Below are 16347 nucleotides of genomic sequence, written 5' to 3' on the forward strand. Positions count from 1 at the left end.
TGTTCCCCAGCACCAAGATCCTGGACGATTTGAACTACAAGGCGATCATGATCGGTTTCCCGATGCTGACCCTAGGTATCATCACCGGCGCTGCCTGGGCCAACTATGCCTGGGGCACTTACTGGAGTTGGGACCCGAAAGAGACCTGGAGCCTGATCGTCTGGTTTATCTATGCTGCCTTCCTGCACGCCCGCTTTACCCGTGGCTGGGTAGGGCGTCGCGTGGCCTGGCTGTCGATCTTCGGCTTTGCCGCAACCATCTTCTGCTATCTTGGCGTGAACCTGGTGCTTTCTGGTTTGCATTCCTACGGGGGGTAGTGGCATTGTTAAGGGATTGTCCCCGAGCGAGGCCTGCCCCTGGCCAGCACAAGGAACGTTCTCAGAATGAGGTTTGATGAAAAAAGAAGTCATTTTACCGTTCGGAGTACGGGCTGTGCTTTTGAATACAGAGCCCCATATTGTTGCTGTCAGAACTGGAAGGATTCCTTATGCGTAATTTGGTCCTGGTCGTTGTTATCGTGTTGGTTGGTGCTTCTGTCTATCTTGTGTCTTCAAGCAGTTCACGGCCCCCCAGTGAATGGGTCAAATCGGTCGCTGTCGGTGATCTTGCCCCTGATTTCCAGCTTGAAGATACAAAAGGTAACAAGGTCTCTTTATCGGATTTGCGAGGCAAGGTTGTCCTGGTCAATTTCTGGGCGACCTGGTGTCCGCCATGCATAGAAGAGATGCCTTCAATGGAGAGACTCAACGAAGCCATTGCCGGCGATGATTTTGTCATGCTGGCGATCAATACAGAAGAAAATGGTCCTGGTATTGTTCCCGCTTTCCTGGAAAAGACCCCCTACAGCTTTCCCATCCTATATGACAACAAAGGTGTCGTGCAGAAACGTTATGGAGTGTTCAAGTTTCCTGAGTCTTTTATTGTTAACAAAGATGGGACCGTTGCAGAGAAAATCATTGGTCCACTTGACTGGTCGAGTCTTAAAACGATCACCTACTTCAAAAGCCTTATCAAAGGATAACAACATTGCTACAGCAAACAGCTGATATCACCTATTGGATTGCGTTTACCGCCGGGATTTTATCGTTTGCCTCACCCTGCGTGTTGCCTTTGATCCCCTCGTACCTGACCTACATCACTGGGCTGTCTTTCAGCCAACTTGATGATGAACATCCGGATGCCAAGGTTCGCCTGACGGTTCTGCTGCACACCTTATGCTTCATCCTCGGTTTTTCCGCCGTATTTGTTCTGCTTGGCGCCATTGCCGGTATCGCTTCCAGTAGCATCCAGATCTACCTGCGCGAGGGACTGGGCTGGGTAGAAAAGATCGGTGGGATATTGATCTTCCTGTTTGGTGTGCATATGACCGGGCTGTTCCATTTTAGTGCCCTCCTCGGCGAAAAAAGGGTTCACTTGCATAAGAGACCGAGTGGTTTTGCCGGGACTTGCTTGGTTGGTGTTGCTTTTGCGGCTGGCTGGACGCCCTGCATCGGCCCGATTCTCGCGTCAATTCTGGTGGTGGCCGCATCTTCCGGTCAGGTCGGCGAAGGGGTCGGCTTGCTGGCGGTCTATTCTCTGGGGCTGGGTCTTCCTTTCTTGCTGTCGGGCCTTCTGTTTCACCAATTTCTGTCAGCTTTCAAGCGCTTCCGTAAGCACATTCGCCTCATTGAAATCGGTACCGGAGTTATGCTGATGGTGGTTGGTGTCATGCTCATGTTTAGTCTGCTCGGGCCGGTCACTATGTTTTTGTACCAGTGGGTTCCTGTCAGAGGATAATGTCCTTATGCTGCGTAGACCATTCCCCCGATCTTTATGTTTACTCTCTCCCTGATTTTGGAGGATTTTAAATATGTCTCAAATTGATCAAGCGGACAAGACGAACTGGACGCTGCTATTCCTGGGCTGGCTTTTAGTCAGTGTATCGACCACTATAAGTCTCTTTTTCAGCTCTGTTCTGGAGTATGAACCCTGTGTCCTGTGCTGGTATCAGCGGATATGCTTGTTTCCGATGATCTTCATTTTAGCGGCAGGTCTTTTTCCCACTTTTGATAAAAGCGTCATTAAATATGCGCTCCCTCTTTCGATAGCGGGTGGGCTGACGGCCTTTTACCACACATTACTCTATGCCGGAATCATTCCGGAGAATATCCAGCCCTGCTCAAAGGGCGTTTCATGTACAGAAAAGTATATTGAGCTGTTTGGCTTTGTTTCAATTCCGATGCTCTCTTTCCTCGCATTTTCTACATTAGTCGCACTTTTGATTTTTCTTAAAAGGAGAACTTCCAAATGAAATACGTGCTCGTTGGGCTTACCTGTGTCCTTTTGGTTTTAGCCTTTATTGGAGGCAGTTCCTATTATAAGGGCCAGCAGGCTGAAAAGTTTGGTTTTCTAGCCCAGAAAAACGCCGAACTTTTCGTCAGAGACCATTCCCCAACACTTGGCAGCGATGATGCAAAAGTCTTTATCGTTGAGTTTATGGACCCTGCCTGTGAAACCTGTGCTGCCTTTGAACCCTTTATTAAGCAGGCAATGGCTGCCAATCCCGGCAAAATCAAATTGGTGCTGCGCTACGCCCCATTCCATGATGGTGCCGATAATTTTGTCAAGATTCTTGAAGCCGCCAGATTGCAGGGGAAATACTGGGAAACCTTAGAGCTTATGTTTAAAACACAGCATATCTGGGCCAGCCACCATAACTATCAGCCGGAAAGATTATGGGAAGTTCTTCCTCGAGCAGGCTTGGATATCGAACGGATCAAAAAAGATATGCATTCCCCAACTATTGCAAAAATCATTGAACAGGATATGGCTGATGTGAAAACCTTGAATGTGCAAAAAACTCCGGGGTATTTTGTCAATGGCAGGCCTCTGCAGCAGTTTGGCTATAAACAGTTAGCACAATTGATTCAATCGGAACTTGACGCACAATATCCGACCAAGCGTTGAGCTAAGAACGTGGGGGGCGTTGTTGCTATGTTGACCAGCATCGACGTGAGTTCAAATACCCCTTGGGGCGCTAAGAGGTTAAAGGGTCATCTTCTGTTATGAGAAGGTGACCCTTTTCAGTTTAATAGGTGTGATAATGTCATGAGGTCTGGAGTGCTACCGGAAATGTCCCACGAAATGTTCCCGCAAATAGAAAAAGTCTGCCTGTACAACTATGACACCGGTTTGAAGCCAAACGCACGTCGGCTGCAGATAACACTGGCATGAAAAGTTAAAAAAACTGCCGTCAATGTCCTTCACTGACGGCGGTCTTTGTTTGTCTCTTGAAAGGTAACGCGAATATAACTTTTTGACGTCGTTTATTGATTGAGCTACATTGCTTGAGACTTTATCAAAAGCACCCCCTCTGACTTGAACAATATGCTGACTCTTCTCCTGAAAAGGTGAGGAAAAGCCACAGAATATAGAATGGACCCTCAATCGTGTTACTCGTAATTTTCTCCGCACCTGTATGCTTGCTCAGCTTTTACCTGGCCTTTCTCTGCTACCGCAAGTCCCTTTATCCTCATACCATTGCTTTGACTATGCTTGCAGTCTTTATGCTGTTGCTTACCCTGGGGATACTTGCTGCAGGCTTCCTTGCCGGCAAAACAATCAATGATGAAATTGCCTTCTATCATTCGTCCGTACTTTCCCGCGTTTCATGACTCTTTAGAGGATCATGAACGTGATGATGAACTGAATAAATTCATCAATTATCTCCTCACGTCCAAAGGCATCTCTGTTTTACCCAGAACCGTTCGTAAGGCAAACGACGATTGCACCCGCAGGACTCCAGGCAGGCTGGTCAGCTTGTTGTGGACACGTACGTAATCGGCATTATCCCTGGTAATAACACGCAGTAGATAGTCAAAGGCCCCTGACATCAGGTAGCATTCCATCACCTCTGCGACTTTGGAGACCTCCGCTTCAAAGGCTGCCAGCTTTTCGTTTTGTTGACCGTCCAGGCTGACCATGACAAAGACATTGTCCGGCTTGCCGATAGCGCTCTGGTTGATCAGCATGACGTAACGGTCGATGATCCCGCTCTCTTCGAGAATCTTGACGCGACGCAGGCATGCAGATTCAGACAACCCCACCTCTTCGGCAAGTTGTACGTTTGACAGTCTGCCATTCTTCTGTAACTTATTAAGAATAGAACAATCTATGGCGTCTAAATTTATGTTTGGCACAATGTGCTCCCTTAATCTAAATATTTGAAATTATATTTCAATAAGTAGGTGTATTGTTGATAGTTTGCAAGAAAATTTACCGGCGTTGATGATAAACTTCAGCATATACAGACAAATCAACGAAGCGCTATGAAGGAGTGTCCTTATGATTGTTGGTGTTCTTAAAGAGATCAAGGTGGCAGAAAACAGGGTGTGCATGACCCCTGCAGGTGTTGAAGTTTTGCGTGAACACGGCCATGAGGTCCTGGTAGAGACTCAAGCCGGAGTCTTCAGTGGTTTCAGCGATGCAGATTATGTTAATGCCGGAGCGGCGATCGCGGCGACTGCTGAGGAGGTTTATCTTAGCGCAGAGATGGTGATGCATGTAAAAGAGCCACAGCCTTCAGAATACGCATTTATTCGTAAAGGTCAGATCGTTTTTACTTATTTCCATTTTGCAGCATCCGAGGAGTTGACCCGGGCGATGATTGACAGCGGCGCGGTCTGTATTGCCTACGAGACAATCGTCGGCTCAGATGGCAGCTTACCTCTCTTGACACCTATGAGTGAGGTTGCTGGACGTATGGCCGCCCAGGAAGCGGCAAAGTATGCCGAACGTACCCAGGGAGGCCGTGGCATCCTGTTGGGTGGTGTCCCTGGTGTCCAACCGGCAACCGTTCTTGTTCTCGGTGGCGGTACGGTTGGTACCCATGCCGCCCAGATGGCTTGTGGCTTGGGTGCCAAGGTCTACCTGCTTGATACCAGCCTTGATCGTCTGCGCCATCTCTCTGAAGTGATGCCGAAAAACTGTTTCCCGATTATGTCTTCTCCGGCGACGGTTCGAGAGCTTGTTCAGGAAGCTGATGTGGTTATTGGCGCAGTCCTCTTGCATGGTGCCAAAGCTCCGAAGCTGGTGACCCGGGAAATGCTTAAAACCATGAAGCCCGGAGCGGTGCTGGTGGATGTGGCGATTGATCAGGGCGGATGCTTTGAAACTTCCAAGCCGACCACTCACAGCGAGCCGACCTTTGAAGTTGATGGTATCGTTCATTACTGTGTCGCTAATATGCCCGGGGCCGTTCCCCTGACATCGACTGTGGCTCTGACCAATGCGACCCTTCCTTACGCCGTAAAGATCGCGAACCAAGGTTGGCAGGAGGTGGCTCGCAACAATTCGGGCATCAGGGCCGGCCTGAATGTTGTTGCAGGGAAGGTGACCTATGCTGGTGTTGCGGAAGCTTTCCGTATTCAATATACGGACATTGAAGAACTTCTTAACTAATCAATCAAAGAGCAGATGACATAGAGGCTGCTTCCAGTCGGAGGCAGCCTTTTTTGTTTGGATATAACCAAAACCAAAGCAAGGCAAATTCAGACTATATTATTAACGCATAGACGTGGAGACGCAGAGAGCAAAGGTAAGAGTTGAGCCATTTAAAAGTTTTAAGGGCTTTTCCACTGCGCTTTCGTCCAAAGGCGCCTATTCCTGGTTGCGGCTCTGCGTTGAACAATGTTTTGTGTTATGGAAGCATTTTTTCTCAGGTTGACGATCGAATCAGAGTTGCGCAAGAAATTCCATTGCAATCGGCTTTATGAAAGGTAGAATATAAGTAATTGCTAATTAAAGGCAGGGGATGTTAATGTCCAATATCGTTTTCCGAGAAGACCCTTTGGCCGAATTGAAAACAGCTTCTACTTATCAGGAGAAGTTGGCCGTTGTTCACGAGGTCCTGAAAAAACGCTGCCCTGGCATCGACCGTATCAGTATTGCTCTCTATGACATCAAGACACAATCCTTAGCCACTTTTCTGGCTTCACCTTCCACAGGAAGCCCCCTCAGTAATTACGAAGTCATTTTGAAGGAAGGCTCTACCCTACACAAGATTGCTTTGGACGCGACGCCGCGCATTGTCAGTGACTTGAGAGTCTATGAAGATCATGATGCAGCCCATTCCCGCGCTATCGTGGGCCATGGGTTTGCTTCCAGCTATACTCATCCGATGTACCATAACAAGGAATTGGCCGGTTTTGTTTTCCTGAATTCCTTGCACAACGGCTATTTCCGGGAACGTGTCCTGGAGCAGGTTGAAATTGTCATTCACCTGATTTCAGAGATGATCCTTAATGATCTTGCCTCAGCCCGAGCTTTGACTGCTGCCATGAGGACATCTGTCAGTATGGTGCAAAAGCATGATCTTGAAACGGGGACCCATCTTGAGCGTATGTCTCGTTACTCCCGCCTCATAGCACGTTCTTTGGTTAATCAGGGGACCGCGAACCTGGATGACGAGCAAATTGAGCAGATCGCGCTCTTTTCACCTCTGCATGATGTTGGCAAAATAAGTATTCCCGATAGTATCCTGCAAAAAAAGACCCGTCTGGATTCGGAGGAACGGGCAGTCATGAACAGGCACACCATGGTTGGCCGGCAGATCGTCGATGACCTGATCAGAAATTTTGGTTTTGAAGAGCTGCCATATATCGATTATCTGAGAGAGATGACCGAGTTGCATCACGAAGCGATGGATGGTAGTGGTTATCCCCATGGCTTACGTGGTGAAGAAATTTCACTGGCGGCAAGAATCACCTCTGTCAGTGACATCTTTGACGCCCTGACGACACAACGACCCTATAAGCAGCCCTGGTCCAATGAACACGCTTTTGCAATGCTGCAGCTCCTGTCTATTGACAAATTGGATAAGGGCTGTGTCGACGCAATGATCGCAGTGTCCTCGGAAGTCACCAAGGTGCAGCAGCAGTTTGCCGAGTTGCACTGATTGTTGCCGGCGGGTGAAGAGATAGATTCTAAAGATTGACAATTCTGCCATGAAATAGAATCTGGACGTTTTGAGACAAAAAAAGACCTGCTTCATTTCGAAGCAGGTCTTTTTTTAATTGGATTGGGGTTGCTCCTGGTTACAGTTCTGGCTCTATTGTGATCTGCTCTGCTGACGCTGTCATCTGTGCCGGTTCAGCCAGCAATGCAAAATCGTAGATGTCTTTGAGCTTCTTGGTAAAGATGGTCCCCAGCCAGAGCGGGCTCCATACGGCGCCTGCAGCCACCCAACTGTTCCGTGCGTTTGTATCAACCTCGTCAGCAACCACGACAAACTCAACAGGATTGTAACCTTGCTTGTTGATCTTGACGTTATGACTCTCTGTTGTGCTCAACTTGTAATTGAAGGCGCAGGGAGTTACTCCAATTTCTTCACCATCGATAAACACCTGTGCTCCAGGAGGAGTAGAGACAAATGCAGCCTGTTGCGCACAGGCACTGGTGAAGAGAGCGAGCAAAACGATAATGATAAGTTTCTGGAGCATCTATATCCCTTACGTTCTCCCCCGAGAATCATAAAAATGAACTAACTAAACAAAAAGCAAGTGATATGCCAATAATGGTTATATTTTGTCAATGTTGACTAGAATGATCTTTTTTTGTCAGATAATGAAGCCGAACGGTAATGATTTCAACCTCTTGTCAGTGAGATTAGAAATGTAAAATCTCTTTGTTTTCATAGGCTTCCGGGGCTCCGGGATGATTTGCCATTGACTCCTGTAGTCATTAAACCATATCTGATGATGTATAATGCCCACAGCTGTCACAAGAGCTAAGCTATTCAAAATCATGTAATAATAACTGGGGCAGTCTTTTGGATGTCCGGTTGCTATGGCGATGAAGTTTTTGACGTGTTAACATGCCCGTCGTTTCAACGAAAATGCTAACAATGAATGATGTCCGCGGTTGATCCGATAACGATAAGGAGATTGAGTCATGTCCTGGTTTGGCAAGATAATGGGAGGAAGTGTTGGCTTTATGATGGGTGGCCCTATCGGTGCGTTGATAGGAGTATCGCTCGGGCATGCACTGATTGATGACAAGGCCCGTGCCGGTATCGTTGAGTCTGGTCGTATGACCGGAAAGGAGCAGCGTCAGGCTGTTTTCTTTACGGCGACATTTGCCATGCTAGGCAAGATGGCCAAAGCTGATGGTCGGGTCTGCGAAGATGAAATAAGTGCTGTGCGCAGTTTTATGTCCGATAAGCTTCGTCTCGATCAGGTTCATCAGCAATTTGCCATGGGCGTTTTTAACGAGGCGAAGGACAATGCGACCCCCTTTGAGGACTATGCCCGCCAATTCGGCCAGGTTTTTCAAGCCGAACCACAACTCCGGACAATGTTCTACGAAATGCTCTTTACCATAGCTCTGGCTGATGGCGTCCTTCATCCCGCTGAGGAGAAGTTTCTGCGTGCCGCTCCCCCTCTGATCGGTTTGCAAAGTGGTGCTTTCGAAACGGTGAAGCGTCAATTTGTCAGCAGTCTCTCACATCACTATGCTGTCCTTGGTCTGGAAGATGATGCCGATCTGAGTTCTGTTAAAAAGGCCTATCGCAAACTCGTCAGCGAATACCATCCAGACAAAATCGTTTCCAAAGGGCTTCCTGAAGATTTCACTAAGTTTGCGGAGGAAAAGTTCCGTGAAATCAACGAAGCCTATGAAGCGATTCAGAACGCTAAGAAGTGATTATAGGTAAAGGTTTAAGGGTTAAGGGTGCAGGGCTGAGGGCTATCCTTTTACCCTTAACCTTTATCCTTTAACCTGTTACATGGAGTATCTATGAGCTACGGAATCACCCGCGAGGAAGCTTTTGAACTGGTCAAGCAGCATCTCAAAAGCCCAAATATGATCAACCACTGTCTGGCAGCAGAAGCCGTTATGAAGGCACTGGCGGAGCATGTCGGCGAAGACGAAGAAAAGTGGGGGCTGGCTGGTTTGCTTCACGACCTGGATGCCGAATCACATACGGATCTTGGTGTCCACACCCGCGAAACAGCACGTATCCTCGAAGAGAAAGGTGTCGACTTAGAGATCATCGAGGCGATCCGTCTGCACAATGAACAGGCTCATCCAGGGGAGCGGCGCAGTACACAATTTCAACATCTGCTGGCAGCAGGAGAGACAATCACCGGGTTGATCGTCGCTACAGCGCTCGTCTATCCTGATAAAAAGCTGGCCAGCGTTAAGCCGAAGTCGGTGCGCAAACGGATCAAGGAAAAGGCCTTTGCTGCCGGTGCAAATCGGGACATTATCCGCGAATGCGAGGTGGGCGGCGTCCCGCTTGCAGAATTCTGTGATCTCTCTTTGCTGGCGATGCAGGGGATAGACAGCGAGTTGGGCTTGTAAGCTTTATGAGAGCAGGGTAGAATGACCTGTGTCCTGATTCAGAATTTTGACAAGGAGGAACGAATGAAGCGTTATCAGAAACCGAGAGTCGCCGGCAGCAGCAACGTTCATCCATGCTGATAAAAAAGCCGGGTTCTTTCCCGGCTTTTTTATTCGAACAGACAACCTCTTCGGGTGAAACAGCTAACGCGGCAGCGCCAATGACGTTAGTCAAATCACCTCCCAAATAACTTATAACGAGGAAGTAAAATGCGCACGTCCAATCCAATGATGAAAGAAAGCGTTTTCAGCCAGGCGATTTCCGGAGCTGAAACCATGACTTTGCAGGGCGCGGTGAATAAAACCATTGCTCTGCTCGCACTTGTTGTGATCGGTGCCAGTTATTCCTGGAACCTGTTCTACAATCAGGGCCCTGCAGCAGTACAACCCTGGATGATCGGTGGGCTCATCGGCAGCCTTGTGTTTGCCATGATCACCATCTTTAAAGCCACCTGGGCACCGAAAACTGCACCGATTTATGCTGTCTTGGAAGGCCTGGCCCTGGGGGGGATCTCTGCATTCTTTGAAGCCCGTTTCCCGGGTATTGTTATCCAGGCTGTTGGCCTGACTTTCGGTACACTCTTCGCTCTTTTATTAGCCTACAAAACCCGCCTGATCAGGGCGACGGAAAATTTCAAGCTTGGCGTGTTTGCCGCTACCGGCGGCATTGCCGTGGTTTACCTGATTAGTATGGTTGGTGGTATGTTTGGCTGGAATATGCCTGTGATCCATGAATCTGGCCCCATGGGGATTCTTTTCAGCCTTTTCGTGGTTGTTATTGCCGCATTGAACCTTGTTCTCGATTTTGATTTTATTGAACGAGGGCATGGTGTCGCGCCTCGATACATGGAGTGGTATGCGGCGTTTGGGCTGGTTGTTACCCTGGCCTGGCTCTATCTTGAACTCCTGCGGTTGTTGTCTAAGTTACGGGAAAGATAGGGACTTTGGCCATTTAACGTATGGCACGAGACGTACACAGCTCTTTGCCGTTAGTCTTGCCGCCAAATTCCCTGACCATTCGTCTCGATGTAAATTTTTTAATCCGCCCTGCAACTTATGTTGCGGGGCGTTGTTGTATTTACACACCTGTTTGGTAAAGTATCGGAACGGGTTTTGCTTTCATAGTAGCTCACTAGATATCCCTTCCCATCCTAACAGGAGGACACCATGAAGACCTTGCTGCAGTTTACTCTCGCTCTTGTCGTCTGTATCGGTTTGGCCGTTCCGGCCAGTGCAACCGATTACGTCGGTTCCGAAAAGTGTTTCAGCTGTCATGCTGATCAATTCAACTTATGGCAGGCCAGCGGCCATCCATGGAAGCTCCGTAAGGTTGAGAAAGCTCGTTACGCGAAGCTGCCGCTTCCTCCCGGATACAGTTGGGATGATGTCAGCTATGTGATCGGTGGCGCTAACAAAAAAGCACGCTTTATCGATAATGAAGGCTACATCGTTACGACTGCCAAGGATGGCTCAGAGGCCAAGACCCAGTACAACTTAGAGGATGGCAGCTGGTCCTTTTACCACAAGGGCGAGAAGAAGCCTTACAAATGCGGTCCCTGTCACATGACCGCTTACAGCGCAGAAGGGCATCAGGATGGCCTGGAAGGGATGATCGGAACCTGGGCAGAAGATGGCATTGGTTGTGAAGAGTGTCACGGCGCAGGTGGAGATCACATCAAGAAGCCGAGCAAGAAGACGATTGTTATCGATCGCACCGCTGAAGCCTGTGGCAAATGTCACCAGCGTGGCGGTATGGACCCACTACCTCCTGCGAGTGGCGGTTTCATCAAACACCATGAGCAGATCAACGAGCTGAAGGCCGGTGTTCATAAAGACCTGTCTTGTACCGAGTGCCACAATCCTCATGACCGGGCCATTAATGCCAAAAACAATTGTGCTGAATGCCATAGTGAAATTGCTACTGGTTACGCCAAAAACATCCATGGAAAGCAGGGTACGCGTTGTGTTGAGTGCCACATGCCAAAAGCGAGTAAGTCTGCGATCAGCGTAGCGAGTTATATTGGTGATGTTCGTACACACATCTTCAAAATCAACTCCGACCCTAAAGCCGATATGTTTAAGACGATTGAAGAGAATGGCAAGAAGTCGACATTTGCCAAGAACTTTGTCACTCTTGATTATGCCTGCCTGAGTTGTCATGCCAGCCGTGATAAGGATTGGGCAGCGAAAGGTGCCAAGGGCTTCCATAAGTAATCTAAGTTGGTTGTTACACAAAAGGGCCGGAGTGAAAACTCCGGCCCTTTTGTGTTTATGATTTACCCAGAAGAGCGTCTGAATCGGAATGCTCGCTGGCTGACTTTGGCTTAATGGATAATTGCCATCATCGCTTCAACCTCACTTTCCAGGATGTAGCGTGTCTCAGCAGTAAAGGCTTCCCCCATCAAGATCATGAACTCACTTGATTCGACAATGGCAAAGCGATGGACAAGGGGTATCTGAAGCCAGAGTTCCTGGTTTTCGAGTAAGGCGACAATCTGCCGGCGTTCAAAGATCAGGTCTTGCAGGTTCGAAATGTCGACAGGTCTCTTTTCCATGACATCCTCCTGATTGAAAGCGACCATTCCCGTTCGGAGTCTCTAAAAAAGTTTGCCAATGATCTGTTAAAGAGCAAAAGCTGTTCCTTTTTTATTCGCTTTGTGTGGAAGAACGTATCAGGTTGGAGGGGAGTTGAAAAAAGACTAGAGTAATCAAATGTTTATGTTTGCACTCTGTGTGTTTGTGACCCTTTGTTTATTCCGGTGCTGATGGAAATTTAAATCATTTCGGGCCAGTTCATGCAAAATATGCACGGTTTTCAGTGCCTTTTTAAAATCAATCCAGCAACTTTTTCTTTACGCGTTAAAGAAACTCATCTATCCCCTCCAGTCCCTCTAACGCGCCGCATGGCAGGGAAGTATGGCCACCTGCGATATGCGACTCCCTTGGGTTGATGCGAATGACCGTGGCAGCATTGCGCTGCCCGATGCGTTCGCTCATGTAACGGATGGTCGGGATAGAGGTCCCGGCACCCATCTCGATGACCACGATCGGTGCATGATGATGTTCGTTCAAGAAACTGTCGAAGCGCATCTCCTGACCACGGGTGCGGTCCGAGAGCCACGAATAATCACCGAACATGAGGATGTTCGGCCGGGCAGGGCGTGAGCAATGACGGCACTGTGGAACCTGCTGGGCGCGCATACTGTCAAAATCTACAGGGATGACTTCGTTGTTGTCCCAGATATCATTGCAGCAGGGTGTGAGGCACTGCAGGTGGTTGATCGAGCCATGCACTTCGAGAATCTGATCTTCACGATAGCCGGCTTTCTGAAACTGGCCATCGACATTGGATGTGACAACGAAACTGTCCTGACCGTACTCCGCAGCCCAATCCTGCAGCATTTGAAAACCATGGTGAGGCTCTGTTTCACGATAGAGGTTGGTGCGATGACCGTAGAAACCCCAACCGAAAGCCGGGTCCCCTTCAAAGTTGCTTGGGTTTGCAGCGTCGATGAAGCTGATGCCGAGATGCGCGTACATCGGATAGGCGTTCCAGAAGCCCTGGTCGCCACGGAAGTCGGGCAGGCCGGAATCAACCCCCATCCCTGCGCCAGAGGTCACGATCATGGCTTTGGCAGATTTAATGGCCTCGGCGGCTTTCTCAAAACGTTCTGAAAGAGGCATGATTCTCTCCTTTTGGCTCAGGGTGCAAGGTTAAAGGTGCAAGGAAACACTTTAACCCTTAAGCGACTTCTTTATCCCGACCTCAACTAGGGTTGGTTGCAATAAATCAATTGCGCACTGTGGTGTCATACTCACCAAAAAACCACGCTTGCCACCATTGATGTAAATGCGGGGCAGAGTGGCAATCGTTTCTTCCATGTAAACAGGTATTGTCTTTCTGGTGGCAAAAGGGGACGTGCCGCCAACCTGGTAGCCGGTGTGCTTCAGTGCAATATCAGGATTGCAGGGAGTGATTGATTTAACATCGACACGTCTGGCGAGTTCCTTTGTGGAGACTTCCTGGTCTCCATGCATCAAGACAATGAGAGGTTTTCGTTGATCATCTTCCATGACCAGGGTTTTGATGATCTGGTGCTCGTCGACACCGAGTTCCCTGGCTGAGACGGTGGTGCCCCCTCGTTCCTCATAGTTGTAGAGGTGTGGAGTGAATTCCGCCTTGGACTGCTTGAGCAGGCGAATCGCTGCGGTAACGGGAGTTTTTTCTTTTGCCATTGTCTTCCTCTTAAACGTATGTCAGCTTCTCAGCCCCCAGTCCCCAGTCCCCAGTCCCCAGTCTAAAATATCCAGCCGCTGATCATTATCAGAATACTTGCCACCGTTGCAACGATGCAAATTATGCCCAGAACATTGAAAAATTGTCGGAGAGCTTGTCTTCCACGAACACCGATTGGCAGGACCAATCCGAACAGGGCTCCACCGACCGCACCACCAAGGTGGCCGGCGTTGTCGGCGCCCATCAGCAGTCCGAAGACAAAGGCAATGGCTGCCCAACGGAGCATGTGATTACGGTAATTATGCGCCATGGGTCCGCCGACGCGGTGAAAGTAGGAGATGGCAAAACCGATCAGGCCGAAGAGCGACCCGGAGGCGCCGACCACCGGAACCCATTGCTTGATGTAAATGATTTGCCAACCGAAGCCGGCGAAGGTCGCTGTTAAGGCGGTGAGAACGTAAAGGATGATAAAGCGGACAGTGCCGATCTCCTCTTCGACCATCGGCCCAATCTGGTAGAGGACCATCATGTTGAAGCCAAGGTGGATCAGGCCGCCGTGGGCAAAGGCGTAAGTGATGCAGCGCCACCACTCGCCCTCAGAAAGAACCAGGGGCCAGTACTGGGCGCCTGAATGGATCAGAAGATAACCGCCTGGGTTCATGATGGTACCAAGGCCCAGCCCCCCGCCGACTCCCTGTGCGACCATAAGCCCGTAGAGGAGGAGGTTGATGCCGATCAGGATTTTGGAAACCGACCAGGTGCCGCCTGACGTGTTGCCCTGCATGATGCTGCGTAAATTACGCTCCCATTTCATCATGCGCCACTGCCAGCGGGTACCGTTCATGCCGAGGCGGTCAAAAAAACTTTTCCAGTCCATATGAGTCTCAGTCCTGAGTCAGGTAAATTTATTCACCTGACATAGCGGGTTTGATATCCAGCAATGGCGTACCGTTGAGGCAGTCGAGTCCGCGGACGGTAATAACGCCGTCAATTATTTGTTCGATCGGCAAGACTGCAACACCGATTGGGTTAGGGCGATTCGGTGTCCGCAGCGCAAAGACCCCAGCGAGTTCTCCGGTTCGACGTGAATTCTGGCGGATGGAAGATCGTTCCGCGTGTTCAAGCCAGTAGAGGATCAGAATGCGTTGCCCGGCTGCCAGGCCGAGCAGGCCATCGCGTAGCTCATCCCTCAAAACCAACTCGCAGGGTGGCCCGTTCGGGTCGATGTTCCTGGGACAATCAGCGAGCGTCTTGTATGGTGTAACGATCTCGCCGATCGGCTTGAAAGTTGCTTGCAGAGTCATCTTATCTCTCCGCAGTAACCAGCTTTAAGGCGAGGCCGACAAAGATCGTTCCCGCAGTCCAGTTCATGACCCTTTGCGCACGTTCGGAGCGGTTGAGCCACTCACCCAGAGCGCCACCAATCAGGGCCATTGCGCCGAACACCAAAATGGTTGCGGTAATGAATATCCCACCGAGGGCAACCATCTGCAGACTGATTGGGCCTCGACCAGGGTCTGCAAATTGCGGTAGAAAAGCGAGGAAGAAGATCGACACTTTCGGATTGGTCACGTTCATGATGATGCCGCGGCGATAGAGTGTTCCCAGGCTCTTCTGCTGGCCGCATTGCATGCGGATCTGTTCCGGTGTAGCGCGAAAAATCAGCCAGGCCAGGTAAACCAGGTAGCCGGCGCCAATGATCTTTAAGAGTGCAAACGCGAGCGTTGATGCTTGAAAAATAACAGAGACGCCGAAAGCCACGGCTGCGGTGTGAACGAGAAGACCTGTGCACAAGCCGAAGACAACGACCAGCCCGGAACGTTTGCCATGCAGGGCAGATTGTGTAAGCACGAAAACGTTATCCGGTCCCGGTGCAATGGCGAGCAGGGTAGAGGCAAGAAAAAAAGCCGAAAAGGTTTCATTGGAGAGCATAACGACCTGTTTCAGTTATCTAATAGAGTTTATGACCTGTAGGCCCAAAGCCAGCATCACCACGCCAAAGGTGCGGTCTATCCAGTGGCCGAGCTTCACAACCCTCTGACGAATAGCAGTGTTGGTGAAAAAACAGGCCAGGGAGGCAAACCAGAGCATTTGCAACACCATGATCCAGACACCATAGATCGCCAGATTCAGTAAAGGAATTTCCGGTGAGAGTATCACAGTAAAGAGTGAGAGGAAATATACCGGTGCTTTGGGGTTAAGGGCATTACAGAAAAAACCTGTTGAAATCATGCGAAAAGCCGAGTTGTTCGTCGCTAGCGGAATTTCCTGGTTATTGTCAGCTGAGTGATGCTTGGCTCGTAACCCTTTAATCCCCAGATATATCAGGTAACTTCCACCCGCCAGTTTGACGACCACCATCCATTCGACTGAGTGTGAAACGACGACTGCCAGGCCAGCGGCAGAATAAAAGATATGTATGGCAAGTCCGAGTGAAACACCCAGACTTGTAAGGACTCCAGCTGTCCGTCCATGGAGCAGGGATTGTCTTGTCACCAGGGCAAAATCGGGCCCGGGAGACGCTGCGGCCAAAAGGTGGACAAATGTAACGATGGTAAAGCCTTGCCAGAAATTCATATGCTTTCGTCTGAAAAATGTCTTGGATGAATTTTTTCTTAGCGTAAATATCTATCAGGTTGCCATCATATCCTCGCCATAGGCTGGGTGCAAGTTGGCATCATCTTGGAGACTCGACTTCTTGTCAAAGATCTACGAGCAACATATTGAGAAGA

Annotated in this window: 21 protein-coding genes; 12 read left to right on the forward strand and 9 right to left on the reverse strand. The window is 49.4% G+C overall.

Going from position 1 to position 16347, the window contains the following annotated elements; translation table 11 throughout:
* The 6 genes from ccsA to P9J64_16150 form a co-directional block, all read left to right on the forward strand.
* The coding region (ccsA, locus tag P9J64_16125; protein ID MDG5469849.1) for a cytochrome c biogenesis protein CcsA at nucleotides 1–317 on the forward strand (317 nt) is incomplete at its 5' end.
* A 170-nt stretch (nucleotides 318–487) separates the two neighbouring features.
* Nucleotides 488–1021, forward strand: coding sequence for a TlpA disulfide reductase family protein (locus tag P9J64_16130; protein ID MDG5469850.1), 534 nt, complete (start codon nucleotides 488–490; stop codon nucleotides 1019–1021).
* A gap of 5 nt (nucleotides 1022–1026) precedes the next feature.
* Nucleotides 1027–1776: a cytochrome c biogenesis protein CcdA gene (locus P9J64_16135; GenBank protein ID MDG5469851.1), complete on the forward strand. Its 750-nt coding sequence runs from the start codon at nucleotides 1027–1029 to the stop codon at nucleotides 1774–1776.
* 73 nt (nucleotides 1777–1849) lie between these two features.
* Entirely contained in the window at nucleotides 1850–2290 is a 441-nt protein-coding gene (locus P9J64_16140) for a disulfide bond formation protein B (GenBank protein MDG5469852.1), read from the forward strand.
* Nucleotides 2287–2946 carry a thioredoxin domain-containing protein gene (locus tag P9J64_16145; protein MDG5469853.1) on the forward strand — a complete coding sequence of 220 codons (660 nt, stop codon included), beginning with the start codon at nucleotides 2287–2289 and terminating at the stop codon, nucleotides 2944–2946. The genes P9J64_16140 and P9J64_16145 overlap by 4 nt, the downstream gene beginning before the upstream one ends.
* A 482-nt stretch (nucleotides 2947–3428) precedes the next feature.
* A complete protein-coding gene (locus tag P9J64_16150) occupies nucleotides 3429–3653 on the forward strand; it encodes a hypothetical protein (GenBank protein ID MDG5469854.1) in 225 nt (74 codons plus the stop codon).
* 48 nt (nucleotides 3654–3701) lie between these two features.
* Here the strand turns inward: P9J64_16150 and P9J64_16155 are convergent, their stop codons facing one another.
* A complete protein-coding gene (locus P9J64_16155) occupies nucleotides 3702–4169 on the reverse strand; it encodes an Lrp/AsnC family transcriptional regulator (protein MDG5469855.1) in 468 nt (155 codons plus the stop codon).
* 154 nt (nucleotides 4170–4323) lie between these two features.
* Between P9J64_16155 and ald the strand changes: the two genes are divergently transcribed.
* Entirely contained in the window at nucleotides 4324–5439 is a 1116-nt protein-coding gene (gene ald / locus P9J64_16160; protein ID MDG5469856.1) for an alanine dehydrogenase, read from the forward strand.
* 358 nt (nucleotides 5440–5797) lie between these two features.
* Nucleotides 5798–6934, forward strand: coding sequence for an HD domain-containing protein (locus P9J64_16165; GenBank protein MDG5469857.1), 1137 nt, complete (start codon nucleotides 5798–5800; stop codon nucleotides 6932–6934).
* Between the two features lie 139 nt (nucleotides 6935–7073).
* Here P9J64_16165 and P9J64_16170 read toward each other — a convergent pair whose 3' ends face one another.
* Nucleotides 7074–7478: a PEGA domain-containing protein gene (locus P9J64_16170; protein ID MDG5469858.1), complete on the reverse strand. Its 405-nt coding sequence runs from the start codon at nucleotides 7476–7478 to the stop codon at nucleotides 7074–7076.
* Between the two features lie 451 nt (nucleotides 7479–7929).
* Here P9J64_16170 and djlA point away from each other — a divergent pair, with 451 nt between their 5' ends.
* The 4 genes from djlA (at nucleotide 7930) to P9J64_16190 (ending at nucleotide 11592) form a co-directional block, all read left to right on the forward strand.
* Nucleotides 7930–8679 (forward strand): co-chaperone DjlA, encoded by a 750-nt coding sequence (gene djlA, locus P9J64_16175; GenBank protein MDG5469859.1) that lies wholly within the window; start codon nucleotides 7930–7932, stop codon nucleotides 8677–8679.
* Between the two features lie 93 nt (nucleotides 8680–8772).
* Nucleotides 8773–9339, forward strand: coding sequence for an HDIG domain-containing protein (locus P9J64_16180; protein MDG5469860.1), 567 nt, complete (start codon nucleotides 8773–8775; stop codon nucleotides 9337–9339).
* Nucleotides 9340–9588: 249 nt separating this feature from the next.
* Nucleotides 9589–10317, forward strand: coding sequence for a Bax inhibitor-1/YccA family protein (locus tag P9J64_16185; protein MDG5469861.1), 729 nt, complete (start codon nucleotides 9589–9591; stop codon nucleotides 10315–10317).
* Between the two features lie 228 nt (nucleotides 10318–10545).
* Nucleotides 10546–11592, forward strand: a complete 1047-nt coding sequence (locus P9J64_16190) for a multiheme c-type cytochrome (GenBank protein MDG5469862.1) — start codon at nucleotides 10546–10548, stop codon at nucleotides 11590–11592.
* A gap of 110 nt (nucleotides 11593–11702) precedes the next feature.
* Here the strand turns inward: P9J64_16190 and P9J64_16195 are convergent, their stop codons facing one another.
* The 7 genes from P9J64_16195 to P9J64_16225 all read right to left on the reverse strand — a co-directional run bounded on the left by P9J64_16195 (nucleotide 11703) and on the right by P9J64_16225 (nucleotide 16192).
* Entirely contained in the window at nucleotides 11703–11933 is a 231-nt protein-coding gene (locus P9J64_16195; GenBank protein ID MDG5469863.1) for a hypothetical protein, read from the reverse strand.
* A gap of 304 nt (nucleotides 11934–12237) precedes the next feature.
* Nucleotides 12238–13062: a Sir2 family NAD-dependent protein deacetylase gene (locus tag P9J64_16200; GenBank protein MDG5469864.1), complete on the reverse strand. Its 825-nt coding sequence runs from the start codon at nucleotides 13060–13062 to the stop codon at nucleotides 12238–12240.
* Nucleotides 13063–13113: 51 nt separating this feature from the next.
* Entirely contained in the window at nucleotides 13114–13614 is a 501-nt protein-coding gene (gene ybaK, locus P9J64_16205) for a Cys-tRNA(Pro) deacylase (GenBank protein ID MDG5469865.1), read from the reverse strand.
* 62 nt (nucleotides 13615–13676) lie between these two features.
* Nucleotides 13677–14492 carry a rhomboid family intramembrane serine protease gene (locus P9J64_16210; protein MDG5469866.1) on the reverse strand — a complete coding sequence of 272 codons (816 nt, stop codon included), beginning with the start codon at nucleotides 14490–14492 and terminating at the stop codon, nucleotides 13677–13679.
* A 28-nt stretch (nucleotides 14493–14520) separates the two neighbouring features.
* Nucleotides 14521–14913 carry an SAM-dependent methyltransferase gene (locus P9J64_16215; GenBank protein MDG5469867.1) on the reverse strand — a complete coding sequence of 131 codons (393 nt, stop codon included), beginning with the start codon at nucleotides 14911–14913 and terminating at the stop codon, nucleotides 14521–14523.
* 7 nt (nucleotides 14914–14920) lie between these two features.
* Nucleotides 14921–15547, reverse strand: coding sequence for a LysE family translocator (locus P9J64_16220; GenBank protein ID MDG5469868.1), 627 nt, complete (start codon nucleotides 15545–15547; stop codon nucleotides 14921–14923).
* 15 nt (nucleotides 15548–15562) lie between these two features.
* Nucleotides 15563–16192 carry a LysE family transporter gene (locus P9J64_16225; GenBank protein MDG5469869.1) on the reverse strand — a complete coding sequence of 210 codons (630 nt, stop codon included), beginning with the start codon at nucleotides 16190–16192 and terminating at the stop codon, nucleotides 15563–15565.
* Between the last annotated feature and the right edge of the window lie 155 nt (nucleotides 16193–16347).

The organism is Deltaproteobacteria bacterium IMCC39524 (genome assembly GCA_029667085.1).
GTDB lineage: Bacteria > Desulfobacterota > Desulfuromonadia > Desulfuromonadales > BM103 > M0040.